The sequence below is a fragment of the Streptomyces sp. NPDC050423 genome, assembly GCF_040655445.1.
In the GTDB taxonomy this organism is placed as follows: domain Bacteria; phylum Actinomycetota; class Actinomycetes; order Streptomycetales; family Streptomycetaceae; genus Streptomyces.
Window position 1 is genome coordinate 137324 of record NZ_JBFAJY010000002.1, and the last position, 26518, is coordinate 163841.

18 protein-coding genes and 1 riboswitch are annotated in these 26518 nt (G+C 71.4%); of the genes, 10 read left to right on the forward strand and 8 right to left on the reverse strand.

Annotated features, from left to right (window positions below; genetic code table 11):
* Positions 1–66 precede the first annotated feature (66 nt).
* The 3 genes from AB0I52_RS02165 (at position 67) to AB0I52_RS02175 (ending at position 700) form a co-directional block, all read left to right on the forward strand.
* On the forward strand, positions 67–225 hold the full coding sequence (locus AB0I52_RS02165) for an LxmA leader domain family RiPP (protein WP_363068040.1): 159 nt from the start codon (positions 67–69) through the stop codon (positions 223–225).
* A gap of 141 nt (positions 226–366) precedes the next feature.
* On the forward strand, positions 367–522 hold the full coding sequence (locus AB0I52_RS02170; RefSeq protein WP_363068042.1) for an LxmA leader domain family RiPP: 156 nt from the start codon (positions 367–369) through the stop codon (positions 520–522).
* A 28-nt stretch (positions 523–550) separates the two neighbouring features.
* Complete coding sequence (locus tag AB0I52_RS02175) at positions 551–700, forward strand: hypothetical protein (RefSeq protein WP_363068044.1); 150 nt, start codon at positions 551–553, stop codon at positions 698–700.
* A gap of 280 nt (positions 701–980) precedes the next feature.
* On the opposite strand, the gene AB0I52_RS02180 is transcribed toward AB0I52_RS02175, so the two are convergent.
* Together AB0I52_RS02180 and AB0I52_RS02185 are read right to left on the reverse strand one after the other, a co-directional pair.
* Positions 981–2024 carry a hypothetical protein gene (locus AB0I52_RS02180; RefSeq protein WP_363068046.1) on the reverse strand — a complete coding sequence of 348 codons (1044 nt, stop codon included), beginning with the start codon at positions 2022–2024 and terminating at the stop codon, positions 981–983.
* A gap of 376 nt (positions 2025–2400) precedes the next feature.
* Complete coding sequence (locus tag AB0I52_RS02185) at positions 2401–5328, reverse strand: AAA family ATPase (protein ID WP_363068048.1); 2928 nt, start codon at positions 5326–5328, stop codon at positions 2401–2403.
* Between the two features lie 219 nt (positions 5329–5547).
* Here AB0I52_RS02185 and AB0I52_RS02190 point away from each other — a divergent pair, with 219 nt between their 5' ends.
* The 3 genes from AB0I52_RS02190 (at position 5548) to AB0I52_RS02200 (ending at position 9768) form a co-directional block, all read left to right on the forward strand.
* Positions 5548–8370, forward strand: coding sequence for a type 2 lanthipeptide synthetase LanM family protein (locus AB0I52_RS02190; RefSeq protein ID WP_363068050.1), 2823 nt, complete (start codon positions 5548–5550; stop codon positions 8368–8370).
* Between the two features lie 59 nt (positions 8371–8429).
* Positions 8430–8627 carry a hypothetical protein gene (locus AB0I52_RS02195; protein ID WP_363068052.1) on the forward strand — a complete coding sequence of 66 codons (198 nt, stop codon included), beginning with the start codon at positions 8430–8432 and terminating at the stop codon, positions 8625–8627.
* A 274-nt stretch (positions 8628–8901) separates the two neighbouring features.
* The gene (locus AB0I52_RS02200; RefSeq protein WP_363068054.1) at positions 8902–9768 is read left to right on the forward strand and encodes a Cof-type HAD-IIB family hydrolase; all 867 of its coding nucleotides are present in this window, start codon (positions 8902–8904) and stop codon (positions 9766–9768) included.
* Positions 9769–9842: 74 nt separating this feature from the next.
* On the opposite strand, the gene AB0I52_RS02205 is transcribed toward AB0I52_RS02200, so the two are convergent.
* The 5 genes from AB0I52_RS02205 to hisC all read right to left on the reverse strand — a co-directional run bounded on the left by AB0I52_RS02205 (position 9843) and on the right by hisC (position 19246).
* Positions 9843–11594 carry a GAF domain-containing protein gene (locus AB0I52_RS02205; protein ID WP_363068056.1) on the reverse strand — a complete coding sequence of 584 codons (1752 nt, stop codon included), beginning with the start codon at positions 11592–11594 and terminating at the stop codon, positions 9843–9845.
* Between the two features lie 101 nt (positions 11595–11695).
* The gene (gene cydD / locus AB0I52_RS02210; RefSeq protein ID WP_363068058.1) at positions 11696–15235 is read right to left on the reverse strand and encodes a thiol reductant ABC exporter subunit CydD; all 3540 of its coding nucleotides are present in this window, start codon (positions 15233–15235) and stop codon (positions 11696–11698) included.
* A gap of 81 nt (positions 15236–15316) precedes the next feature.
* Positions 15317–16318 (reverse strand): cytochrome d ubiquinol oxidase subunit II, encoded by a 1002-nt coding sequence (gene cydB, locus AB0I52_RS02215; protein ID WP_363068060.1) that lies wholly within the window; start codon positions 16316–16318, stop codon positions 15317–15319.
* Positions 16319–16336: 18 nt separating this feature from the next.
* A complete protein-coding gene (locus AB0I52_RS02220; RefSeq protein ID WP_363068062.1) occupies positions 16337–17845 on the reverse strand; it encodes a cytochrome ubiquinol oxidase subunit I in 1509 nt (502 codons plus the stop codon).
* Positions 17846–18166: 321 nt separating this feature from the next.
* Entirely contained in the window at positions 18167–19246 is a 1080-nt protein-coding gene (hisC, locus tag AB0I52_RS02225) for a histidinol-phosphate transaminase (protein WP_363068064.1), read from the reverse strand.
* Positions 19247–19617: 371 nt separating this feature from the next.
* Between hisC and AB0I52_RS02230 the strand changes: the two genes are divergently transcribed.
* The 3 genes from AB0I52_RS02230 to AB0I52_RS02240 all read left to right on the forward strand — a co-directional run bounded on the left by AB0I52_RS02230 (position 19618) and on the right by AB0I52_RS02240 (position 22963).
* Complete coding sequence (locus AB0I52_RS02230; RefSeq protein WP_078617615.1) at positions 19618–20730, forward strand: LacI family DNA-binding transcriptional regulator; 1113 nt, start codon at positions 19618–19620, stop codon at positions 20728–20730.
* A 173-nt stretch (positions 20731–20903) separates the two neighbouring features.
* A complete protein-coding gene (locus tag AB0I52_RS02235; RefSeq protein ID WP_363068066.1) occupies positions 20904–21962 on the forward strand; it encodes a metallophosphoesterase in 1059 nt (352 codons plus the stop codon).
* Between the two features lie 182 nt (positions 21963–22144).
* Positions 22145–22963 carry a hypothetical protein gene (locus AB0I52_RS02240; protein WP_363068068.1) on the forward strand — a complete coding sequence of 273 codons (819 nt, stop codon included), beginning with the start codon at positions 22145–22147 and terminating at the stop codon, positions 22961–22963.
* 69 nt (positions 22964–23032) lie between these two features.
* Here AB0I52_RS02240 and thiC read toward each other — a convergent pair whose 3' ends face one another.
* Entirely contained in the window at positions 23033–24919 is a 1887-nt protein-coding gene (gene thiC / locus AB0I52_RS02245) for a phosphomethylpyrimidine synthase ThiC (protein ID WP_363068070.1), read from the reverse strand.
* Positions 24912–25045: riboswitch (TPP riboswitch) on the reverse strand. Its footprint overlaps the gene before it by 8 nt.
* 70 nt (positions 25046–25115) lie before the next feature.
* On the opposite strand from thiC, the gene AB0I52_RS02250 reads away from it, so the two are divergent.
* Positions 25116–26462 (forward strand): YibE/F family protein, encoded by a 1347-nt coding sequence (locus AB0I52_RS02250; RefSeq protein WP_363068072.1) that lies wholly within the window; start codon positions 25116–25118, stop codon positions 26460–26462.
* Positions 26463–26518: the final 56 nt, after the last annotated feature.

A 26518-nucleotide genomic window follows, 5' to 3' on the forward strand; every position in this document is an offset into this window, starting at 1 on the left:
CGACGGGAACCGGCGGGAACCGACGGACGGGGGTCACCCACCCTCGCCGCACCGAAGGAGACACCCATGTCCACCCAGGCCCTGATGAGCGGATTCGCCGCCTACACCGACGCCGAGGAGCTGGCGGCGACGACGAACACCTCGGTCGCCGAGCAGCAGTCGCCGATCACCATCAGCATCATCAGCATCGCGAGCGTGGTGGCCACGTACGAGTCGGGCTGCTGAATCCGTCCGTCGAAAGCAAGCATTACTGACACATCGTGTCATGCAAAATGACTTACTGAGTCAATAATCTGCACCACGCTCGACGGCACACAGCCGTTGAGGGCCCAGTCACCGAACACACACTCACAGAGGGAGACACCCATGTCTGCTCAGGACCTGATGAACGGTTTCAACGCCTACACCGACGCCGAGGAGCTGGCCGCGCAGTCCGTCGTCGCCGTCGAGGAGCAGTCGCCGATCACCGTCACCATCACCATCGGCGTGTCCCTGTCGCTCACCGCCGAGCACACCTGCTGATCGGCTTCACAGCAGTCAGGGAGAAGACGTGAGCGCCCACGAACTCATCGACGGGTACCGGACCTTCGTCGACACGGAGGAACTGGCATCATCGGCGGGGCAGGGGCTGTCGTCGATGACGATCAGCATCTCCGACGACACCACCAGCAGCGTCATGCACAGCATCATCAGCGTCTGACAGTGCCGCTACCGGCCGTGTGCGCCCCGGCGCACCGCCCAGCACTCGCCGCGCTGGGCGGCGCTCCTCGGGGCAGACACGGCCGGTCAGGGCACTGACCGAGCGGTCCGCGGGCAGCGGAACCGCCGGTGATGGAACGGGCACAACCCTCTGAGGGGCAGGAAGGCCGACCCGGCCTTCCTGCCCCTCATGGCCTGCTCCACGGTCCGGTCGGACAGCGGCGGGTATCGGCCCTCGCTTCGTGGCACGCCGCCGGACGCCAGAGGCCGGCGGCCGACCGTCAGCCGGCCCCAACGACGGACGCCAGCGCGGCATGCCGCACCGTGGCGTCGCTCACGCCGGGCACATGCCCCTTGCGGGCGAAGCCCCATCCCGCCAGGGAGACCGCGTGGCGCGCCTCGTCACGGCAGCCCGTTAGCCTCAGCACCTCCGCCTGGTCCAGCCGGGCCAGCGCCTGCGTCAACGGGGAGTCGGTCGCCGCCGCCTCACCCACCGCGCGCTCCGCCAGCGTCCGGGCTTCCACGGCACGCCCCTGGGCCGCCGCGATCCGCGCCGCCAGTCCGGCCGGCCGGACCTCACCCGCGGTCCACGCCGCACCGCCTCCACCGACCGTGCGCGAAGCCGGCGGGCAGCACCGCGGCAGCCACCGTGCCGCCTCCTCGTACCGGTCCGTGTCGGTCAGCAGCCGGACGGCCGCCCAGCGCACCGCGTCCCGCAACAGGCCCAGGCCGTGCGCGTCCGCCGCGTCAGCCGCGGCCCGCAGCAGCCGAACGGCCCGCAGGGTCCGGCCCGCCAGCGACTCGACCCGAGCCGACAGCACGGACACCAGCACACCGCCGCTCGCGGGATCGGACTCCACCGCCACCGAACGCGCCAGGTCGAGGGCCGCACGGGCGAGGGTCCAGCGCTCCTGCATCCCGTGCAGCACCGCGAGCGGAGCGGCCAGCGCCAGGCGGGCGGCGGGCCGTTCCTCACCGGACTCCTCCAGCAGACCCCGGAGACGGAGGACGGCTGCGGACACGGGCTCGGGGCCGTGCCACAACGAGACGCCGAGCACGCTCAGCGCGGTTACCCGTTCCGGCTCCGAACCCGCCCGCCGGGCCCACAGCAGAGCCGTGTCCGCCAGCGCGGTGGCCTCGGCGTGCCGGCCGAGGAACTGCCGCTCCCGCGCGGCACGGACGGCGCACCGGGCCCTGGTGAGGGCCTCGTCGCCCGCGCCGGCCACGGCACCGGGGCGGGGCCGGGCGGTGAGGTACTGTCCGCCGGGGCCGGACACCGCGAGACCCGGATCGCCGCCCGCGGCCCACAGCGCGAGTTCGAGCACCTCCGGTCGGGACGGCCGGGGCGGAGTCCGCCACTGCGACCGGCAACCCGTCCGAACGCCCGTCAGCACCGCGCACCGCGTCATGACGTCCGTCACCACCGCGCACCGCGTCATGTCCGCTTCTCCGCGCGGTGCCGGGTCAAGCCCCGTCCGCTCACCGAGTTCCACGGCGGCCCCCTTCTGCGCGTCATCCGTCACCGCGTGGTCGCGGCAGTGGAATCATCCGGCCGCGCCGTCCCTGGCACATGGGTAGGGCCGACCCGGATTCGGAACCTCTCGCGAGGGCCGGAACCCCGCCCGCACCGGCTCACCCGGAGAAGACGGAGAGGGAGAAGGCCGGCGTACGACGGACAGCCGATCGCTTGCGTCCGGAAGCTCACTCCCGCAGCAGCAGGTCCGCCACCTGGTCGAAGAGGGCGCCACGGTCCGGCAGCCCCGTCTTCTGCAACAGGCTCGCCACATGCTTCTCGACCGTACGGGGGGAGATGTGGAGCCGTGCTGCCAGCGCCTTGTTGCTCAGCTTGCCCGGCATCATCTCCAGCACCTCGAACTCGCGCGCCGTCACCCCGAGCCTGCGCAGTGCCTCCGGAATGCGGTCGGTGCCGGACCGTCGCTGCCGGACCGGCTCACCGAGCCGCCGGAGTATCGTCCGGCAGGCACCGGCCACCGGCCACACCTCCGCACGGTGGAAGTACTCCTCCGCCTCGCGCAGCCACTCCCGCGGCCGACCCCAGCCCTCGTCCGCCGCCGACTCGGCGACCAGGCGCAGACCGAGGCACCGGGCCATGGCGAAGGGCCGCGAATCCAGGTCGGCCCGGCGCATCGCCTCACTCGCCCCGGCCGAGTCGCCCCGCCGCCCGGCGAGAACCGCCTCCGCCAGCGCGACGAAATGACGGTTCCACCGCATCCCCGCCGCATCGATGGCGGCCACCTCGTGCAGGCGCTCGTCACCGGCCCGCCCGGCGAGCACCTCCAGCAGCAGTCCCAGGCCGTGATGCCCGTCGAGGTGGAACGGGCTCTGGCTCAGCTCCTGTTCGGCCGCGACCCGTGCCATGTCGAGCTCCGCCGTGGCGCGGTCCTCCTCCAGCAGCGCGCAGACGGCGCGGCCGAGCCCGTGCACCAGCAGCGCCTCACCGGACTCGTCACCGCCGTTGCGGGTGAACTCCGTGAGCGCCTCCAGCATCTGGTCCCGCCGGCCGCGGTGCGCGGCGAGCACGACCCTGGCCATGAGCACGTAGTGCGTCACGCCGACCAGCCGCAGCCCACGGCTCCCGGCCAGCGACGCGTCGAGTTCCTCCTCGGCCCGCTCGAAGTCCGCCGCCAGCACCCTGTCCAGACCGAGTACCGCGGCGGCGTTCTGCGCGAGGGTGAGCGCGCCTCCCCGCAGCAGCTCCTGGTGGGCCCGGCGCAGGGGACCGGCGTCGCCCCCCGTCAGCCAGGCGTTCCCGCCGAGACCGACCAGCGCGTAGTTGCGCCAGGCCGTCAGCCCGTGTTCCACCGCACAGTCCAGGCACCGGCGGAAGCACGCGTCGGACTCCGCCATGTCACGCTCGCGGGCGGCGAACCCGAGGATGTACCAGGCCTGGCAGACGACGAGGGGCAGGCCGGCGCTCTCCGCCCGCCGTGCCGCGCTGCGCGCCAGCCCGACGCAGCGGTCCATCCGGTCCACCGCCGGGCTGAGCACGGACAGGTAGGCCGCCACCGCGTCCAGCGAGGCCAGTTGCTCCTCGGTCGCCGCTCCTGGCAGGCAGTCCCGGGCCGCCGTCACCTGCGCGTCGCCCTGCGCCCAGTGCCCGGCCACCTGCGCCGCCCAGGCCAGGCGGATGTGCCGGTCGATCTGCCGGGTGCGGTCGCCGGGGGCCAGCCCGGTCAGCTCCTCCGCCACGGCCAGCGCCCGGTCCAGTTGGCCGTCATCGGCGAGAGCCTGGAGCAGCGCCTCCAGCAACTCCGTCAACAGGGAATGGTGCTGGGCCAGGTCCTGGGGCCCGCCGAGCACCTCGCGGGCCCGTTCGAGCACGGCGACCGCGGAGCCGGGCGCACCGGCCACGGTGGCTCTGCGACCGCACTCCAGATACATCCGGGCAGCGGCCGTGCGCTCACCCGCCCGCTCCCGCAACCGGGCGGTCAGCTGGCACCACTCCCCCGGAAGGCCCGGGTGGACGACCTCCACCGCCTCCGCGGCCTGCCGCGCCGTGCGGGCCAGTTCACCGGGACCGAGCCTGCTGCGCAGCGCGTCGACGGCGAGCGGGTGCTGGAACGCGTACCAGCCCGGAATCCCCTCGTCCGGCGCGAGCAGCTGCGCGTCCACCGCCGACTGCACGTCGTTGAGCAGGTGCTGGTCGTCCAGACCCAGGACCTGCTGGACGAGCGTGAGCTGGAAACGGCGTCCCAGCAGCGCTGCGACGGACAGCAGCCGCGAGCCGCCGGCGCCCAGCCGGTCGGCCCTCGTGCTGATCAGCCGGACCAGTGTCGGAGGCACCGAGCCGACGGTGGTGCCCGTGAGCCGCCACGCCTTCTGCGCGTGTACGAGTTCACCGGTGGCGATCATGCTGTGCAGCAGTTCCTCCACCATGAGGGGATTGCCCGCGCTGTCGTGGAAGAGCCGGTCCGAGACCGGGTCCGGTATCAGTGCCGGCTCGGTCTCCAGGCAGGTGGAGACCAGTTCGTGAACCTCGGGCCGGCCGAGTCTGGCGAGCGGGAACGCGACCCCGTCGTTGCGCCGGCACACCTCCTCGGCGAGCAGGTGCGCCGCCGGCGACTCGGTGCGCACCGCGGCCACCACGGCGACCGGCTGCCCGCTCAGGTTTCCCGCCAGGTAGTCCACCACGGCGAGGGTCTCCGGATCCGCCTCGTGCAGGTCGTCCAGCGCCAGCACACAGCCCCGTTCCCGGCCCACCAGCGCGGTCAGCCGGAGCACGGCCTCGCCGAGCACCACCATCGACGCGTCCCCGTACTGACCTCCGGGGTCCTCCCAGTCCGGCACCAGCCGGCCCAGAACCCGTTGGTAGGGGCCCAGTTGCCGAATGAGTTCCGGGTCCAGCGTTCTGGCGACGGACATCAGGGCCTCGGTCAGCGGCCGGAACGGCACGGGTGGCCCGGTCACACTGCCGCGCCCGCGAAGGACCACCATCTCGGCGTCCACGGCGCAGCCGAGCACTTCCCTCAGCAGGCGGGACTTGCCGATTCCGGGCTCGCCCGTCAGGAACGCGGTCGTCCCCCGGCCGCGGCGCGCCTCCCCGAGAACCGCGCTCAGAGCTGCCAGTTCGGCAGGACGGCCGACGTGGGTGGCGGCGCGGGTTCGCATGCGGGGATTGTAACTAGCCTTCCCTGTAAGGAGATACGGGCGAACGAAGGTATCCGGGCCGGGTACACGGCCCCTCTCCGGACGTCGGTGGAAGGGACGAGCGGCCGGCCCCCGGGACGCCTCCGGCACGGCACCCCGGGAGAGGCCGTGGGTACCGGTGACGAATCTGGGCAACGAATACCCATGCCGGACCGGCGCGCGGTGAGCACCCTTGTGACCGTGGACAACCGAACGAACGGGCAGACGGTCCCTGCGACCACTCCATCGGAGCAGCTGAGGGGAGAGCATGAGGCGTTCCTCGCACACGTGCTTCTGCTGGCCCCCGCCACCGATGATCCGCCGTCAGCGGCGGACGCCGGTTCGGTCGGCGAACTCGTCCACCCGTTCAGACCGTTCGTGGCCGCGGCCCACGAGCAGGTGACACGGCGAGCGCGGTCCGAGGCCGTCGACCTGGACGCGGTCTGGCAGGAGGTGGCAGCCACCCTGGCCGAGCGGCTGGCCCGCCTCGCCGGGCGCGTACTGACCGGCGAACTGGCGGCGGCACGCGCCGCCGGTGTGCTGCACGGCGCCACCGGCCCCGAGCGCTACCGCTCCTTCCTGGGCCGTCTCGCCCGGCGCGACCGGCTCACCGATCTGCTCACGCGCCACCCGATGCTGGCCGCTCTGCTCGCCGGCGAGTGCGTCAACACCGCCGCGGCGCTCACGGAACTGCTCGACCGGCTCGCCGCCGACCGGCGTGCGCTGGCCGCGGAGGTGCTGCCGACGGCCCTGACCGCGCGCCTGGTCGGGGTCGGGTTCGGGGCCGGGGACCGGCACGCCGGAGGCCGGACGGTGGCCGTACTCCGCTTCGCCCGGGGCGAGCGGCTGGTGTACAAACCCCGGCCGCTCGGACTGCACCGGAGCTGGAACGCGCTGCTGGCCTGGTTCCGCGGGATCCTGCCCGAGCTGGCGCCCTCCGGGGTGGCGCTCCTGTCCCGTGACGGCTACGGATGGGCCGAATTCGTTCCGGCGACGGCGTGCACCGACGTGGGCGATGTGGAGTCGTTCTACCGCCGGCAGGGCGCACTCCTGGCGCTGTGTTACGCGATCGACGCGGTCGATCTGCACTGCGAGAACGTCATCGCCAGTGCCGGCCAGCCGGTCGTGGTCGATGTGGAGACCCTGTTCCACCCGGCCTGGAGCCCGCGCACCGACCACGGCGACGATCCGGCCCTCGCCTCGCTGAACGACTCGGTGGCCCGCACCGGACTGCTGCCGTGGCTGATGGACACCGAGGCCGGCCGGGTCGACATCTCCGCGTTCGGCGCGGGCCGGGACGATTCCCGCTCGCTGCTGGTACCGGACTGGGCCGGCCTCGGCACCGACACGATGAGGATCGTCCGGCGCAGGGTCTCCTACCCGGGCGCCGCGAACCGTCCGGTACTCGACGGCAGCCCGGTGGACCCGATGGAGTACGGAACACACCTGCACGCCGGATTCGCCGCCGGGTACCGCGCCGTACTGCACCACGCCGGGGAACTGGCGGACCCCGGCGGAGTACTCGCGGGTTTCGCCGGGCAGCCGATCCGGGTCGTGGTCCGGCCGAGCCATGTCTACGCCGCCATGCTGGCGGAGGCCACGGAGCCCGACCACCTCACCGGCCCTGACACCCGCGCCGCGGCCTTCAGCGGTCTGGACACCGAGGCCGGCCGCGCGCACCTGCGGGAACTGGCGGTGTACGAACGGGCGGAGCTGATGGCCGGCGACGTTCCGCTGTTCACCGGCACGACCGACTCGCGCACGCTGCGCACCGCGCACGGCACCCCGGTGCCCGTCACCCTCGCGGCGAGCGGCCTCGACACCGCCTTCGGCAAGATCCGCCGGATGAGCGAGGCGGATCTGCGCAGGCAGACGTGGCTGATCGCCGCGGCGCTGGCGACCAAGACCGTACCGGCCGCCGGAGCGGCCCGGTCCCGGCCGGTGACCCCCCAGCCCCTGGACCGCGGCCGGCTGCTGGCCCTGGCCTGCCGGCTCGGCGACGAAGTGATCGCCACGTCCGTACGCAACACCGGCAGGACCAACTGGATCGGCCTGGAACCACTGGACGGGCAGCGGTGGGCGGTGCAGCAGTCCGGAGCCGGCCTGGCCGACGGGTATCCGGGGCCGGCCCTGTTCCTGGCCCAGCTGGGCCGGCTCACCGGCATCGACCGTTACACCTCGGTGGCACGGCACGCCGCGGGAGCGCTGCCGGACCTGGTCCGCGGCCTGGCGCAGCACGCAGGTCTGGCCCGGCAGGTCGGTCCCGGCGGCTTCTTCGGACTGGGCGGAATCTGTTACGCGCTGGCCCGCCTGGCAACCCTGCTGGACGACGCCCGGCTCCGCGCGTGCGTGCCCGCGGCGCTGACCGCGCTGGCCTCCTCGCTCACCGACGACGAGCAGGAGCAGGGGATCGGGCTCGGCCAGGCCGGGGGACTCGCGGCGCTGCGCGCCGTGCATGCCGAGACCGGGGAACGGTACGCCGGCGAACTCGCCGATTCCCTCGCCGCGCGACTGGACGGCGAGGCCGGTAACGGGGACGGGGACGGAGGCTTCCTGCACGGCGGCGCCGGCGTCCGCTGGGCCACCGGACGGGCCCCGGCGCCGTACCCGGGGGACCGGGACCTGAGCTGGAGCACCGGGCTGGCGGGTGCGGCCGTGGGAGCGGCCGGGCGGCCGGGCGGTGAACCCTCGGTACGCCGTTTCCTCGACGCCGCGGCGGCACACGAGCCCTTGCGCGACCAGTCGCTGTGCAACGGCGAACTGGGTGTCGTCGACGCACTCGTCGAACTGGAACAGGCCGGGTACGAGGAGGCCCGTCGTCTGCGGAAGATGTTCGGCGGACGCCTGCTCGGCGCTGTCGAACAGTACGGAGCCAGGTGCGGCACACCGGGCGAGGTGTCCACCCCCGGCCTGCTGTACGGCACTGCCGGAATCGGCTACGGCCTGCTGCGGCTGGCCTGCGCGACCGAGGTGCCCTCGGTCCTGCTGCTGAGGCCGGGACCGGCACCGGCCCACTCACACTGACCCACTCGCGGGAAAGCACTGACCCACTCACCGGAAATCACCGACACAGGGAGTACAGGATGCACGAGCAGGAACTCGACCTCACGGCGGCGCAGGAACTGCGGGACGAATCCGGTACGGATGCTGCGGGGCGCCCAGGGGACAAGGACGCGTTCGGCCGCCGGGCGAGAATCCTGGCCGGGATGACCTTGGGGGCTGTGATCGTCACCGCCGTGGCCGCCGGGGATCCCACCCCGACCATGACCAGCTGGGCGTAAGGCTTCCGCTCTCCGGCAGGAACCACAACCGGGCACCACGACAAGGAACGACGACAAGAACCACTGCCGAAGGAGAACGAACGCACGCACGAGGGCCCGCCGGATTCGGTGCGGGTGGTGACCACACCACCGGCCGCCGGCGGGCCTCGCGCTGTTTCGACAGACTCCAGGGTCGCTGGCATATGCCAGCGGGATGTTCCCTGCTCACAAGCGCGCGTACTCAGATGTGCGCCCCTGCGCACGCCCGTGCACCCCGGTGCGCGAGAATGGGGCGGTGACCTCAGCTACCGATTCCCCTCTTCCTGCCGTTCCCCGGCTGATCGCCACCGATCTGGACGGCACCCTCCTGCGCGACGACAAGACCGTCTCGGACCGTACGGTCGCGGCGCTCGCCGCCGCCGAGGAAGCCGGGATCGAGGTCTTCTTCGTCACCGGCCGCCCCGCCCGCTGGATGGATGTCGTCAGTGACCACGTCCACGGCCACGGCCTGGCGATCTGCGCCAACGGCGCCGCCGTCGCCGACCTGCACGACGGCGGCAGGCTGCTGAAGGTCCGCGCCCTGGAGCGGGAGGCCGCCCTCGACGTCGTGCACACCCTGCGCGCGGCCGCCCCCGGCACCTCCTTCGCCGTCGAACTGTCCACCGGAATCCACTACGAGCCGGAATACCCGCCCTTCCACCTCGACGCCGGCGCCACCGTGGCCGCCGCCGAGAAGCTGCTCCACGAGGAGACACCGGGCACCGGCGCCCCCGTGCTGAAGCTCCTCGCCCACCACGGCGAGCTGACCCCGGACGACTTCCTCGCCCTGGCCCGCACCGCCGCGGGCGACCGGGCCTCCTTCACCCGGTCCAGCCCGACCGCCCTCCTGGAGATCAGCGGACCGGGCGTCTCCAAGGCCAGCACGCTGGAACTCTGCTGCGCCGAACGCGGCATCTCCCCCGCCGAGGTCGTCGCGTTCGGCGACATGCCCAACGACGTGGAGATGCTGCGCTGGGCCGGCACCTCGTACGCGATGGGCAACGCCCACCCGGCCGCCGTGGCCGCGGCCGGCGGCCGCACGGTCAACAACAACGAGGACGGCGTCGCGGTCGTCATCGAGCGGCTCGTCGCCGAGCACACGCTGTCCCGCACCCAGCGCTGAGCCGGGCCGCAGCGACCCACGCGCACACCGAAGCCGACTCGCGAGCCGCTGCGGGCGGAGTGACCCGCGCGCTGTCAGAGCGGTGCCTGCCACACCACCGTCGTGCCGCCGCCGTCCTCCCCGAGACCGGACCCGAACCAGCTGGCCCCGCCGAGCGACTCCGCCCGGCGGGCCAGGTTCCGCAGCCCGCTGCGCCTGCCGCCCGGCGGGATGCCCACACCGTCGTCGGCGACCGTGAGCCGTACCGCGTCCCGCCCGTCCGGAAGCGTGGCGGTCGCGTCCACGACCACGTCGATCCGGGACGCGTCGGCGTGCCGGAAGGCGTTGGACAGCGCCTCACGCAGCGCCGCGATCAGGTTCTTGCCGGTCAGCTCCCCGACCGCGGAGTCGACCGGGCCGAGGAAGCGGTGTGACGGTTTGAAGCCCAGCGGGACCGCCGCCATGTTGATCTCGCGCAGCACCCGCGTGCGCAGCCCGGACGGCGCCTCGGCCGGCTCCTGCTGCAACGCGAAGATGGCGGTACGGATCTCCTGGATGGTCACGTCCAGCTCGTCGACCGCCCGGCCCACGCCGGTCTGCACCTCCGGCACGTCCGACCGGCGCTGAGCGCTCTCCAGCATCATCCCGGTGGCGAACAGCCGCTGTATGACCAGGTCGTGCAGGTCCCGGGCGATCCGGTCGCGGTCCTCGTAGACCGCGAGCCGTTCCCGGTCCCGCTGCGCCTCGGCCATCATCAGCGCGAGCGCGGCCTGCGAGGCGAACTGGGCGGCGAGGGTCCGCTCCGTCTCCGTGAACGGCCGGCCGCCCCGGGCCCGCGGGGTGGCGAGCGCGCCGAGCACCCGGCCCCCGCTGTGCAGCGGAAGCAGCATGCTCGGCCCGAACCGGTCCGCCAGTCCGGTGACCACGCGGGGGTCGGTGGCCGAGTCGTCCACGAAGACTGCCTCGCCGCTCAGCAGCATCCCCACGATCGGGCTCTGCGCCGGGATGATCACCCCGAGCGCCGCCACCGGTTCCTCCGCGGACACGGCGACGATCTCCAGGCCTCCCTCCTCGGCCGGCAGCAGCACGATCCCGGCGTCGGAGGCGGCGAGATGACGGGCCTGTTCGGCGACGACCGCGAGCGCGTCGTCGGCGTCGCCGCCGGAGAGCAGGGCGGTGGTCACGGCGACCGAGCCGTCGATCCACCGCTCGCGCTGCCGGGCGGCCTCGTAGAGCCGGGCGTTGCCGATGGCGATGCCGGCCTCGGTGGCCAGCACCCGCACCATGTGCAGGTCGTAGTCGCTGAACTCGCCCCCGCCGTGCTTCCCGGCCAGATAGAGATTGCCGAAGATCTCCCCCTGCACCCGGATCGGTACGCCGAGGAAGGTCCGCATCGGGGGATGGCCCGGCGGAAATCCGGCGAACCGCGGATCGGCCGTCAGATCGTTGAGCCGTACGGGGCCGGGGTCGTGGATCAGGGCGCCGAGCAGACCCCGCTGGCCGTCGGGCCGGCGGCCGATCCCGTCCGCCACCGGCTCCGGGACCCCGTAGGTGACGAAGTCCGAGAGCCCCTTGCCGTCCTCGTCCACGACGCCGATGGCCGCGTAGCGGGCGTGGGCCAGTTCGGCCGCCGTCTCGCAGATCCGGTCGAGGGTGGTGTGCAGTTCGAGCCCGGTGCCGACGGAGCGCATGGCTTCGAGCAGCTGCGGCACGCGGGCGGTGAGTTCGGTGGGCAGGCCCCGCAGACTGCGGGTCGCCTCCGTCGCGGCTTCGAGCGAGTCCTCCGGGTGTGACGGGTGCTCCGGGTGCGTGGAGTACTTCGGCTGCTTCGGGTCCTGCTCTGACATACCCAGAGAGTAGTTAGTCCCTTTTGTTCGGGAAAGTCGGGAGCCGGTTCGGACACCTCGAACCCGGACACCTCGAACCCGGAACGTCAGACCTGTATCGCTCAGACCCGTACGTCCAGGGACTCACCCGGCTCCCGTACAGGTACGGTCTCGCGTTCACGCGCCAGCATCCGGCTCAGCGGACCGTCCACCGCCACGAGTGCCGCGTACGGACCCCGCTGCACCACCGCACCCGCGTCCAGGACCACCACCTCGTCGACCGCGTCCAGGCCTTCGAGCCGGTGGGTGATCAGCACCGTCGTACGTCCCCGGGTGGCCGCCAGCAGGTCCGCGGTCAGGGCGTCGGCGGTCGGCAGATCGAGGTGCTCGGCGGGCTCGTCCAGAACGAGCACGGGGAAGTCCGCCAGCAGCGCCCGAGCCAGCGCGAGCCGCTGGCGCTGGCCCCCGGAGAGACGGGCGCCGTGTTCGCCGACCAGGGTGTCAAGACCCTCCGGCAGTGCCTCGGCCCAGTCGAGCAGCCGGGCCTGCGCGAGGGCGCCGCGCAGTTCCGCGTCACTCGCGCCGGTACGGGCGAGACGCAGGTTCTCCCGGATGGAGCTGTCGAAGATGTGGGCGTCCTGGGCGCACAGCCCGACGAACCGCCGGACAGTGTCCCCCTCCAGCGCGGACGCCTCCACACCGCCGATCCGGTACGTACCCGCCCGCGCGTCCAGGAAGCGGAGCAGGACCTGGGCGAGCGTGGTCTTGCCGGAACCCGACGGGCCCACGACCGCGATGCGCCGACCGGCCTCCAGCGTGAGGTCCACGGAGTCCAGGGCGTCGTGCCGCGCCCCCGCGTACCGGGCCGAAAGACCCCGTACCTCCAGCGGGAAGGGCGACGCGGGCGCCTCGGCCGGGGTGGCGGGTTCGCACACCGGCACCGGGGCGTCCAGCACCTCGTACACCCGCTCCGCGCTCCGCCTGACCCGCTGCCGGTACTGCACGGCGAGCGGGAGACCGGTGACGGCCTCGAAGGCGGCCAGCGGGGTGAGGACGACGACGGCGAGTTCCACGCCGGCCAGCCGTCCGTCGACCACCGCGGGAAGGGCGACGAGTGCGGCGGCGACCACGGTGAGGCCGGCGATCAGGGCGGTGAGCCCGCCGCCGAGCGCGGTGGCGGTCGCCGCCCTGGAGGCGATCCGGGTCAGGACGCCGTCGGCCTCCCGGGTCCTGGCCGAGCGCCCCGGCAGGGCTCCGGCGACGGTCAGTTCGGCGGTCCCGCCGAGCAGGTCGGTGATCCGGGTCGCCAGATCGGCGCGGGCGGGCGCGAGGCGCCGCTCGGCGTGCCGGGCACAGGCACCGCTGACGAGCGGGACCCCGACCCCGGCCAGCAGCAGTCCGGCGGCGAGCACGGCGCCCGCTTCCGGCAGCAGCCAGCCGGTGAATCCGGCGGCTGCGGCTCCCACGAGGACCGCGGTCCCGGCGGGCAACAGCCACCGCAGCCAGTAGTCCTGCAAGGCGTCCACATCGGCGACGAGCCGCGAGAGCAGGTCCCCGCGCCGGGTCCGGCGCAGGCCCGCGGGCGCGATGCGCTCCAGGCCCCGGTAGACGGCGACGCGCAGCTCGGCGAGCATCCGGAGTACCGCGTCGTGCGAGACGAGGCGTTCGGCGTAGCGGAAGACCGCCCGCCCGATACCGAAGGCGCGGGTCGCCGTCACCGCGACCATCAGGTAGAGCACCGGGGGCTGTTCGGAGGCGCGGGAGATCAGCCAGCCGGAGACGGCCATGAGGCCGACCGCCGAGCCGAGCGCGAGGCTGCCCAGCAGCAGGGCGAGCGCGAGCCGGCCGCGCTGTGCCCCGGCGGCCTCCCTGACCCGGGCCAGCACGTGCCCGGTCCCGGCCGCGGTGTCCCGCAGCACCTCGGGTTCGGGCCCCGCCCCGCTGCCGGTGAGGTCATCGGGTGCGCCCGCCGGGCGCGGCACCACGGCCGGCACCGGGCGCTCCGCCGCATCGGCCGGTCCGGCCGTCGCGGCCGGCTCCAGCCGCACCACCCGGTCCGCGACCGACAGGAGCGCCGGCCGGTGCACCACCAGCAGTACGGTCCGGCCCGCCGCCAGTCTCCGTACCGCCTCGACGATGCCCGCCTCCGTCTCGCCGTCCAGGCTCGCGGTCGGCTCGTCGAGCAGCAGCACCGGCCGGTCGGCGAGGAACGCGCGGGCGAGCGCGAGGCGCTGCCGCTGTCCGGCGGAGAGGCCCGCGCCGTCCTCGCCGAGGAGGGTGGCGGCGCCGTCCGGCAGGTCCGTCACGAAGTCGTACGCCCCGGCGTCGCGCAGCGCGGCCGCCACCGCGCTGTCGTCCGCCTCCGGCCGGGCCAGCCGTACGTTCTCCGCGATCGTGCCGGCGAAGAGGTGCGGGCGCTGCGGGACCCAGGCGATCCGTTCGCGCCAGCGTTCGGGGGAGAGGTCCGCCAGATCGGTGCCGCCGACCCGTACCCGCCCCTCGTCGGGTCCGGCGAATCCCAGCACCACGTCGAGCAGGGTGGACTTGCCGACGCCGCTCGGGCCGACGAGGGCGACGGTCTCCCCCTCGTCCACCACCAGCGAGGCGCCGGCGAGCGAGGGTTCGGCGCGCCCCGCGTGCCGGACGGTCACGCCCTCCAGCTCCAGCCGCAGCGACTTCGGGACCTCCTGCGTACCGGCCGCCCGCGGCTCGGTCTCCAGGACCGAGAAGATCTCCTCCGCGGCGGAGAGGCCCTCGGCGGCGGCGTGGTACTGCGCCCCCACCTGCCGGAGCGGCAGATAGGCCTCCGGTGCGAGGATCAGCACCACCAGGCCGGTGTAGAGGTCGAGTTCGCCGTGCACCAGCCGCATGCCGATGGTGACGGCGACGAGGGCCACCGAGAGCGTCGCCAGCAGCTCCAGGGCGAAGGACGACAGGAAGGCGATCCGCAGCGTGCGCACGGTCGCCAGCCGGTACTGCGAGGTGATGGTGCGGATGGACTCGGCCTGGGCCTTGGCCCGGCCGAAGACCTTCAGCGTCGGCAGCCCGGCGACCACGTCGAGGAAGTGCCCGGAGAGCCGCGAGAGCAGCCGCCACTGACGGTCCATCCGCGACTGGGTCGCCCAGCCGATCAGAATCATGAAGAGCGGGATGAGCGGCAGGGTGACGACGATGATCGCCGCCGAGACCCAGTCCTCCGTGACCACCCTGGCCAGCACCGCCACCGGCACCACCACCGCGAGCCCGAGCTGCGGGAGATAGCGCGCGAAGTAGTCGTCGAGCGCATCGATCCCCCGGGTGGCGAGCGTCACCAGCGAGCCGGTGCGCTGCCCGCTCAGCCATTCCGGACCCAGCGCCGCCGCCCGGTCGAGCAGCCGTCCGCGCAGTTCCGACTTGACGGCCGCGCCGGCCCGGTAGGCGGCCAGCTCGGTGAGCCAGGAGACCAGGGCCCGGCCGAGCGCGACCGCGGCGAGAAGGATGAGCGGGGTGCGCAGCCCCGACCCGGTGAGCCCGTCCTCGAAACCGCCCACCACCACTTCGGCGACGAGCATGGCCTGGGCGATGACCAGCGCCGCCCCGGCCAGTCCGAGTACCACCACAGCCACCAGGAAGAGGCGGGTGGCACGGGCGTGGCGGAGCAGGCGCGGGTCGATCGGTTTCACGTGAAACACCCCAGGGGGCTCGGCTCGGTCAAGGCACGTACGACCTGATCCGCTCTGTCGCGGACCAGGTCGCTACTGCGTTCAGTGCACGTCGGCGATGTGGTGCGTGCCGATCCGCTTGCGGAACACCCAGTAGGTCCAGCTCTGGTACAGCAGCACCAGCGGAGTGGCGATCCCCGCACACCAGGTCATGATCTTCAACGTGTACGGGGTGGACGAGGCGTTGGTGACCGTGAGGCTCCAGGCGTCGTTCAGCGAGGACGGCATGACGTTCGGGAAGAGCGTCAGGAAGAGCATCGCGACCGCGGCCGTGATGGTCACTCCGGAGAAGGCGAAGGACCAGCCCTCGCGCCCCGCCGCGACGGCGCCGATCGCCCCGACCAGGGACACCACAGCGATGATCATCGCGATCAGGCTCCAGCCGTCGCCGTTGTCGGCCTGGGTCCAGATCAGGAAGCCAAGAGCCAGCACCGCGGTGACCGCGCCCAGCTTCAGCGCCAGCCGGCGCGCCCTGACCCGGATGTCCCCGACCGTCTTGAGCCCCGCGAACACCGTTCCGTGGAAGGTGAAGAGGGAGAGCGTGACCAGCCCGCCGAGGATCGAGTACGGATTGAGCAGATCCCAGAAGTTGCCCACGTACTCCATGTCCGCGTCGATCTTCACGCCGCGCACGATGTTCCCGAAGGCCACACCCCACAGGAGTGCCGGGATCAGCGAGGTCCAGAAGATCGCGTTCTCCCAGTTGGTCTGCCACTTGTCCTCGGGCCGCTTCGCGCGGTACTCGAAGGCGACACCGCGCACGATCAGGCAGAGCAGGATGATCAGCAGCGGCAGGTAGAACCCGGAGAACAGCGTGGCGTACCACTCGGGGAACGCGGCGAACGTCGCTCCGCCGGCGCTGAGCAGCCAGACCTCGTTGCCGTCCCAGACGGGCCCGATCGTATTGATCAGGACCCGCCGTTCCTTGCGGTCGCGGGCCAGCAGCTTGGTGAGCACACCGATCCCGAAGTCGAATCCCTCCAGGAAGAAGTAGCCGATCCAGAGGACGGCGATGAGCACGAACCAGACGTCGTGGAGTTCCATCTCTCGGCTCCTGCGCTCTCAGTAGGAGAAGGCCATGGGCCGGTCGGCGTCGTCATCGTCGCCGCCGATCCTGGTGGGCGGGTTGAGGTCGTCGTCCGTGAGCTCCGGAGGCCCGGCCTTGATGTACTTCACGAGCAGCTTGACCTCGACCACGGCCAGCGCCGCGTAGAGCGATGTGAAGAGGATCATCGAGGTGAGCACCTCGCCCTGCGAGACGCCGGGGGAGACCGCGTCACGGGTCTGGAGCACGCCGTAGACGACCCAGGGCTGACGGCCCATCTCGGTGAAGATCCAGCCCCAGGAGTTGGCGATCAGCGGGAAGAGCAGGGTCCACAGGGCGACGATCCAGTAGCACCTGGCGAGCTTCGGGCTCAGCGCCTTGTTCTTGAACAGGACCAGGTGCGGCACTTCGTCCTCACCGGTCCGCATCCCCGGTGGGAGCATGAACTTCTTCCGGGTCAGCCACAGCCCCAGGATCCCGAGGGCGAAGGACGCCATCCCGAAGCCGATCATCCACCGGAAGCTCCAGAAGGCGACCGGGATGTTGGGCCGGTAGTCGCCGGGCCCGAACTTGTCCTGCTCAGCCTTGTTGATGTCGTTGATGCCGGGGACGTACGAGTTGAAGTTGTCGTCGGCGAGGAAGGACAGTACTCCGGGGACCGAGATCTCGACGGAGTTGCGCCCCTTGCTGACATCCCCGTACGCGAAGATCGAGAAGGGCGCGGAGTGCTGCCCGTCCCACAGCGCTTCGGCCGCGGCCATCTTCATCGGCTGCTGCTTGAACATCACCTTGCCGAGCTGGTCACCGCTGACGGCCGTGAGCAGACCGGCGGCCACCACGGTGATCAGCCCCAGCCGGAGCGAGGTCCGCATCACCGGGATGTGCCTCTTGCGGGCCAGGTGGAAGGCGGCGATGCCGACCACGAACGCGCCGCCGACCAGGAAAGCCGCCGTGATGGTGTGGAAGAACTGGGCCAGCGCGGTGTTCTGGGTGAGCACGTGCCAGAAGTCGGTGAGCTCCGCGCGTCCGCGTTCCTTGTTGATGCGGTAGCCGACCGGGTGCTGCATCCAGGAGTTGGCCGCCAGGATGAAGTACGCCGAGAGGACGGTGCCGAGCGAGACCATCCAGATGCAGGCGAGGTGGATCTTCTTCGGCAGCTTGTCCCAGCCGAAGATCCACAGTCCGATGAAGGTGGACTCGAAGAAGAACGCGATCAGCGCCTCGAACGCGAGCGGGGCACCGAAGATGTCTCCGACGAACCGCGAGTAGTCCGACCAGTTCATGCCGAACTGGAACTCCTGGACGATGCCGGTGACGACGCCCATGGCGATGTTGATCAGGAAGAGCTTTCCCCAGAACTTGGTGGCCCTGAGGTACTTCTCGTTGTTCGTCCGCACCCAGGCGGTCTGCAGGCCCGCGGTGAGCGCGGCGAGCGAGATCGTCAGGGGAACGAAGAGGAAGTGGTAGACGGTGGTCGTTCCGAACTGCCATCGCGCCAGGGTCTCCGGCGCCAGAGCTAGCTCCACGTCGTCTTCTCCTTACGTCGCCGTAGTTGCACCGGCATTTTGTCCCTTAAATCCGACTGATCATGGGAGGAAGCAGGACACGCTTGTGAACGCGTTCACATTCACAAGCAATTATGGCGCACCCCCGAATCGAACTCTCGGCCGGGGTACCCCTTCAGGGACGTACTGATCATTTCCCCCGAAGCAGACACCGCGCCGGCCCCGGGACGAGGCACGCGGAAGGGCCCCGTACCTCGCGACCGAGGTACGGGGCCCTTCTTCGTACGGATGCGTGCGGCGGCGTCCGCCGAAGCTCCTTTACAGCTACAGCTACAGCTGCAGCTACAGCTCCTTGCGGTACGACTCCGTCACCTTCAGGAACAGGTCATTGGCCTCGTCCTCGCCGATCGTGACCCGGACACCCTCGCCCGCGAACGGCCGGACCACCACGCCGGCCTTCTCGCAGACCGCGGCGAAGTCGGCGGTGCGGTCCCCCAGCCGCAGCCAGACGAAGTTCGCCTGGGACTCCGGAACCGTCCACCCCTGCCGCACCAGCGTCTCGTGCACCCGCTGACGCTCGCACACCAAGGAGCCCACCCGGCCCAGGAGTTCATCCTCGGCACGCAGCGACGCCACCGCCGCGTCCTGGGCGAGCTGGCTGACGCCGAACGGCACCGCGGTCTTGCGCAGCGCGGCCGCCACCGGCTCGTGGGCCACGGCGAAGCCGACCCGCAGACCGGCCAGACCGTAGGCCTTGGAGAACGTCCGCAGCACCGCCACATTGGGCCGGTCGCGGTAGATCTCGATGCCGTCCGGCACGTCGGCGTCGCGGATGAACTCCTTGTACGCCTCGTCCAGCACCACGAGCACATCGCCCGGCACCCGGTCCAGGAACCGCTCCAGCTCGACCCTGCGCACCACGGTGCCGGTGGGGTTGTTCGGATTGCAGACGAAGATCATCCGGGTGCGGTCGGTGATCGCGTCCGCCATCGCGTCCAGGTCGTGCACCTCACCGTCGGTCAGCGGCACCTTCACCGACGTCGCACCGCTGACCTGCGTGATGATCGGGTAAGCCTCGAAGGAGCGCCACGCGTAGATGACCTCGTCGCCAGGCCCCGATGTGGCCTGAAGCAGCTGCTGCGCCACGCCGACCGAGCCGGTGCCGGTGGCCAGGTGCGAGACCGGCACGCCGAAACGGTCGGACAGCTCGTTCATCAGGCCGGTGCAGGCCATGTCCGGGTAGCGGTTGAAGTGCGTGGCCGCGGCCATCGCGGACTCCATCACCCCCGGCAGCGGCGGATACGGATTCTCGTTGGAGGACAGCTTGAAGGCGACCGGTCCGTCCGCCGCGGCCGGCTTGCCCGGCACATAGGCGGGAACGCCGTCCAGCTCGGCGCGCAACTTGGGGCTCGTCTGGCTCACCGCGGGTCCTCCTCGACCGTCTGTACACATCAATACTGCTCACCTTATGAGGATTGAGCGCCGCTGCGAACGGCGGGACAGAGGATTCGTCCGGTGGGCCCCGGAATGAGGGGGAGCGCTCCTCCCCCTGGCGCGCGCCGGTGGCTCACTCCGTGGCGCGCGTCCCTCGAAGAGGTGAGTTGAGACCTCTTCGAAACATCGCCCTTACGGCAGGCCCATCCGGTCCGACACCCCACACATGATGGTTCTGCCCAACAACGCCCTTGATTCACAAGGCTATTGACTACTGATGACCATGCAGAAACGTGCCTGTCAACGCATGCATATGCGATCAGACCAACTACCCGTGCGCGCCCTACTATCGGCTCGCCATGACAGCAGCAGGGAAGCACCAGGTGAGCCGGACGGAGACCCCCCGGCGCGGCGGCAGGCGGGGACGAGCAGGCATCCGGGATGTGGCCGCCGCCGCCGGAGTCTCCATCACGACCGTCTCCGACGCGCTCAACGGCAAGGGCAGGCTCCCGGACGCCACCCGTCGCCATGTCCGCGAGGTCGCCGAGCGCTTGGGCTACCGCCCATCCGCCGCGGCCCGAACGCTCCGTACCGGCAAGTCCGGCCTGATCGGCCTGACCGTGACGACCTACGGGGATGAACCCTTCACCTTCACCGAATTCGCGTACTTCGCCGAGATGGCCAGAGCCGCTACCTCCGCCGCACTGGCCCGCGGATACGCCCTCGTCATCCTGCCCGCCACCTCACGCCACGACGTCTGGTCGAATGTCGCCCTCGACGGCACCGTCGTCATCGACCCCTCCGACCAGGACCCGGTCGTCACCGAACTCGTCCGCCAGGGGCTGCCCGTCGTCTCCGACGGCAGGCCGGCCGGGACCCTCCCGGTCACCGCCTGGGTCGACAACGACCACCGGGCCGCCGTGCTCGACCTCCTCGACCACCTCGCCGCCGCCGGGGCCCGCCGTATCGGGCTGCTCACCGGCACCACCACCGACACGTACACCCGGCTGTCCACCACCGCGTACCTCCACTGGTGCGAGCGGGTGGGCCAGGATCCCGTGTACGAGTCCTACCCCGCTCACGACCCGTGTGCGGGCGCGGTGGCCGCCGACCGCCTGCTGGCCCGTCCGGACCGCCCTGACGCCGTCTACGGGCTCTTCGACCCCAACGGCACCGATCTGCTCGCGGCGGCCCGCCGGTACGGTCTGCGCGTCCCTGAGGACCTGCTGCTGGTCTGCTGCAGCGAATCCACCGTCTACGCGACGACCGAGCCACCCATCACCACGCTCTCGCTCAAACCGCGCAGAATCGGCACGGCGGTCGTCCAACTGCTCATCGACGCCATCGAAGGCGTCGACCAGGACGGCCCGGTGGAGCAGGTGATACCGACGGAGCTCATCGTCCGGACGTCCTCGCAACGCCGTCCGCCCCGCACCACGGTCAGCGCGCCGCGCTCGCCGGCGGGGGATTGATCAGACCAATCGGGACCAATCGACCGGATATCCCGGCGTGCGTTCGGATTCACCACCCCTGGTGCGTCACAGAGCACGATTCGCATTCCTATGATGGGCGGACGACACCGCGGACCGCCCCGACCAGCAGGGCCCGTCAGGTGTACGGCGGCGCGACGGTGGTGGAGGGGTCGATGACACAGGGGGCCGGTCAGGAACCCGCGGTGCGGACGGCGACGTTGCGCGACTTCCGCGTACCGCCCTATGCGCAGTCCCCGGCGCCGCCCGCGGCTCCGCGCCCGGGGAACGCCTTCCCGGAAGGTGGGGCGCCGGAGGGGTACACCCCCACCGCGCGCGACCTTCCGGTGATCACCCGCGACGACACCGTCCAGGTGCGGGCCGTGCCCGAACCGCGGCCCGGCCAGGATCCGGAGCTCGGCCCCCTGTACGTGGTCGGCGACGTCCACGGCTATCTGGACGAGCTCCACGCCGCCCTCGCCGAGCAGGGCCTGATCGACGGCGAGCGCAACTGGTCCGCGGGCAACGCGCGGCTCTGGTTCCTCGGCGACTTCACCGACCGGGGGCCCGACGGCATCGGCGTCATCGACCTCGTGATGCGGCTGTCCGCCGAGGCCGCGGCCGCGGGTGGCTACTGCAAGGCCCTGATGGGCAACCACGAGCTGCTGCTCCTCGGCGCCAAGCGGTTCGGCGACACCCCGGTGAACTCCGGCGCGGGCACCGCCACCTTCCAGGCCGCCTGGCTGCTCAACGGCGGCCAGAAGACCGACATGGAGCGGCTCCAGGACGTCCACCTCCAGTGGATGTCCCGGCTCGACGCGGTCGTCGAGGAGGACGGGCATCTGCTGATGCACTCGGACACGACGGCGTACCTCGACTACGGAACCACCATCGAGGACGTCAACGACACGGTGCACGCCATTCTGACGCGGAACGACGCCGATGAGTGCTGGGACCTCTTCCGCAAGCTCACCAAGCGCTTCGCCTTCCGCGACGAGGCGGGCCCGCAGGCCGTCCAGCAGCTGATGGCGGCCTACGGCGGCCGACGCGTCGTCCATGGTCACAGCCCCATTCCGTATCTGCTCGGCGAGGTCGGCTCCGAGGACGGCGAGGACAGCGCGGGCCCGCTGGTGGACGGCCCCCACGTGTACGCGAACGGGCTCGCCATCGCCATGGACGGCGGAGTGACCATGGCCGGAAAGCTACTGGTCGTCCAACTCCCCCTGCATGACTGACGGCCCTCGGGGAAGACGCATGAACGACCTGACCATGCCGACCACTGGGCCTATTTCCGGAAACCCCCTGTCACCCTGTGCCGTGGGCGCTCTACCATCGGCGTACCAGTAGCAGGCTCTCCTCCGTTTCCGCCCCACTGCCCGGTCGAATCGGGCACACAGGCCCTACGGAGCATCGGGGGATGCACATGAACAGCGCTCCGCACCTGCTGACCGAGGACCGCCCCGAGTACGAGCGGATCCTCGACGACGCGCTGCGTCACGCCCATGAACGACCAGATCTGGCCGCAGTCGGCGAACGGCTCAACCCGGTACAGCTGCGCACCATGGCGATGGCCGCCACCGCCCTCATCACCGCCACGGCCGCCACCGAGTACGAGCACTACGTGAAGGCCCGCGAGGAACTGCGCGCCACGGCCGCCGACCAGGACGCCGCCCGGGGAACCGGCGCCGGCGATCCCGACCGGTCGGGCGCCGGCATAGGAGCCGTCGTCACCGTTCTGGCCCCGGTGCTCGCCGGCACGGCCGCGGTGATCTTCCTGCTGGTCGGTTACCTCCTGAAGATGCTCAGCCCGACACCGTCCTTCGCGGGGACCATGGTCGGCGCGGGCTGGTTCTTCGCGGCGCTCACCGCGGCCGCCATCCTGATCGCCGCCATCGGCCTCCTCGTCACCGCCCTGCGGAACGGCTCCACCTCCCTCGCCGTCGACGACCCGGGCGAGGAGCTGCCGGAGGACGTGGCGCGTGCCCGCGAGGCCTGGCGGCACGCACTGCTGGAACGGGGCATCCTGCCCTTCCTGCGGGACGCGCTCGCCGACCCCGGCGCCGCGCCCGCCGCCCGCACCCCGTACCCCTCGGCCAACCGCATCCCGAAGATCGGCTACAGCCGGCCGGACTTCTCCAGCCCGGACGACGGCCCGGCCGCCGCGCCCCGGCCCACCTTCACCAGCCCGGACTTCTCCAGCCCCGACTTCGGCGGCCCGGAACACGAGATGGACTGACGGGTCCGGGGGCGCACGCGGGCGCGTCGTACCGGCCGGCACGAGCCCGCCGGTACGACGCGCCGTGCCTCAGTCCGCGATCGGCAGATAGACCCGGTTGCCCGCGGCCGCGAACTCCCTGGACTTCTCCGCCATGCCCGCCTCGATCTCCGACTGCGAACCGCCGTGCTCACGCCGGATGTCGTGCGAGATCTTCATCGAGCAGAACTTCGGACCGCACATCGAGCAGAAGTGCGCCGTCTTCGCCGGCTCGGCCGGCAGCGTCTCGTCGTGGAACCCCCGCGCCGTGTCCGGATCGAGCGCCAGATTGAACTGGTCCTCCCACCGGAACTCGAACCGGGCGTCCGACAGCGCGTCGTCCCACTCCTGCGCCCCCGGGTGCCCCTTGGCCAGGTCCGCCGCATGGGCCGCGATCCGGTAGGTGATGACCCCGGTCTTCACATCGTCCCGGTTGGGCAGGCCGAGGTGCTCCTTGGGCGTCACGTAACAGAGCATCGCCGTCCCCCACCAGGCGATCATCGCGGCGCCGATGCCCGAGGTGATGTGGTCGTACGCCGGCGCGACATCGGTGGTCAGCGGGCCGAGCGTGTAGAACGGCGCCTCCTCGCAGATCTCCTGCTGGAGGTCGATGTTCTCCTTGATCCTGTGCATCGGGACATGTCCCGGGCCCTCGATCATCGTCTGGACGCCGAACCGCTTGGCGACCGTGTTCAGTTCGCCGAGCGTGCGCAGTTCGGCGAACTGCGCCTCGTCGTTGGCGTCCGCGATCGATCCGGGGCGCAGCCCGTCGCCCAGCGAGTACGTCACGTCGTACGAGGCCAGGATCTCGCAGAGCTCCTCGAAGTGCTCGTACAGGAACGACTCCTTGTGGTGCGCGAGGCACCACGCGGCCATGATCGAGCCGCCCCGGGAGACGATGCCGGTCTTGCGGCGGGCCGTCAGCGGCACATACGGCAGGCGCACGCCGGCGTGGACCGTCATGTAGTCGACGCCCTGTTCGGCCTGCTCGATGACGGTGTCCTTGTAGATCTCCCAGGTCAGCTCCTCCGCCCTGCCGTCGACCTTTTCGAGGGCCTGGTAGAGGGGCACGGTGCCGATCGGCACCGGGGAGTTGCGCAGAACCCACTCACGGGTGGTGTGGATGTTGCGGCCGGTGGAAAGGTCCATGACCGTGTCGGCGCCCCACTTGGTCGCCCAGGTCATCTTGTCCACCTCCTCCTCGATGGAGGACGTCACCGCGGAGTTGCCGATGTTGGCGTTCACCTTCACCAGGAACCGCTTGCCGATGATCATCGGCTCGATCTCCGGGTGGTTGACGCTGGCCGGCAGCACGGCCCGGCCCGCGGCGATCTCTTCGCGCACCACCTCGGGCGCGACGTTCTCCCGAATCGCCACGTACTCCATCTCCGGGGTGATCTCGCCCCGGCGGGCGTACCCGAGCTGGGTCACCGGGCGCCCGTCCCGGCTGCGCCGCGGCCGGCGCGGACGGCCGGGGAAGACGGCGTCCAGATTGCGCAGTCCTTCCCCGAGCTCTCGGCTTCGCTCGGGCAGGGGAGACCCCATCCGCGGCGCGGTGTGCTTGAGCCCGTCGTCCTCGGGCCGCGCCGTCCGGCCGGCGTACTCCTCGGTGTCGCCGCGGGCGATGATCCAGTTCTCCCGCAGCGGTGCGAGTCCGCGGCGGACATCGGTGTCGACGGCGGGATCGGTGTACGGCCCCGACGTGTCGTACAGCGTCACGTCCTTGCCGTTGGTGAGGTGCACCTGACGGACCGGCACCCGGAGGTCCGGGCGCGAGCCCTGGACGTATCCCTTGTGCCAGCCGATGGACTTCCCGGCCTCGTCGCTCCGACCGGCCTCATCGCTCCGACCGGCCTCATCGCGCTGATTGGCCTGGTCGCTCTGATTGGCCTGGTCGCTCTGATTGGAGGCAGGCGTGCGTGCGTCCGCTGTGGTCATGAGACCTACTCCCTACGCCGGCATTACCCGGTAACAGGTTCGGCGGTCGGCGCAGCGTGTCCCGTACGGACGTACGGAGATCAGCGCCCTCTCAGCCCGGTGCTCCGAGCTCCCGCGTGTGCAAAGGTGCCACCACGCTAACGCCCTCGCGGGTGTGCTGAACAGAGGGCCCCGCTCTTCTTGCGATGATCGGCCGGTGACGTCCCCCCATATCGTTCCCGAACAGCCGGGCCCTCAGCACTCCCACTCGCACAGCCACAGCCACGGCCCCGCCGCCCCCGTGTCCAAGCACCTGCGCAAGGTGATCGCAGCCGTGCTGATCCCGTTCGCGGTCGCGGTCGCCGTCGGTCTCGTGATGCTCTGGCCGGGTGGTGCGCCGGGGCACGAGCGCACCGGTGTCGGTTTCGACCGGCAGACCCAGCAGGCCGAGGTGGTGAACATCGACAAGGTCGACTGCAAGGACGTGAACGCGTCCCAGCTGCCCACCAGCGGCGAGACCACGCCGCAGACGGGGGACCCGGCCACCGGTGGCGACGGGGCGGGACTCTGCGAGAAGGCCACGGTCGAGGTCACGAGCGGCAAGGACAAGGGGCGCACATTCATCGAGGTCGTCCAGCCCGACGCACCGCGACAGCTGCGGGAGGGGCAGGGGGTGGTGGTCGCGTACGCCCCCGACGCACCCCATGACCTCCAGTACTCCGTGACGGACGTGGACCGGGGGTTCCCGATGGCGCTGCTGGCCGGGATCTTCGCCGTGGCGGTGGTCGTCGTGGGCAGGCTGCGCGGGGTCATGGCGCTGGTGGCGCTCGCCCTGTCGTTCGCCGTGCTGACCCTGTTCATCCTCCCGGCCATCCTGCAGGGCTCGAATCCGCTGCTCGTGGCGGTCGTCGGGGCCGGCGCCATCATGCTGATCGCCCTCTACATCTGCCACGGGCTGACCGCCCGCACCTCGGTCGCCGTCATCGGCACCCTGATCTCACTGCTGCTGATCGGGCTGCTCGGCTCGCTCTTCATCGGCTGGGCGAGCCTGAGCGGGAACACCGACGACAGCACCGGTCTCATCCACGGCCTGTACCCGCACATCGACATGAGCGGTCTGCTTCTGGCCGGCGTCATCATCGGTTCGCTGGGAGTGCTCGACGATGTGACGGTCACCCAGACGTCGGCGGTCTGGGAACTGCATCAGGCGGACCCGACGATGAATACGAAGCAGCTCTACCGGGCAGGGATCAGGATCGGAAGGGACCACATCGCCTCGGTGGTCAACACCCTGGTGCTCGCCTATGCGGGCGCCGCGCTTCCGTTGCTGCTGCTGTTCTCGATCGCCGAGAGCAGCGTGGGGACGGTGGCCAACAGCGAGCTGGTGGCGGAGGAGATCGTGCGGACGCTGGTCGGCTCGATCGGCCTGGTCGCCTCGGTGCCGGTGACCACCGCGCTCGCGGCACTGGTCGTCTCCGCGGGCCGTACGGGGGTCGGCGCGGAAGCCGGGGCTTCGGCACCCGTACGGAGTGGCGGAGGACGCCGCCGACGAGCGAGGTCCTGAACGGCTGCACACGGAGAGTGATTCACCCGTTCGGCAGGTGTGGTGTTCGACCGGCA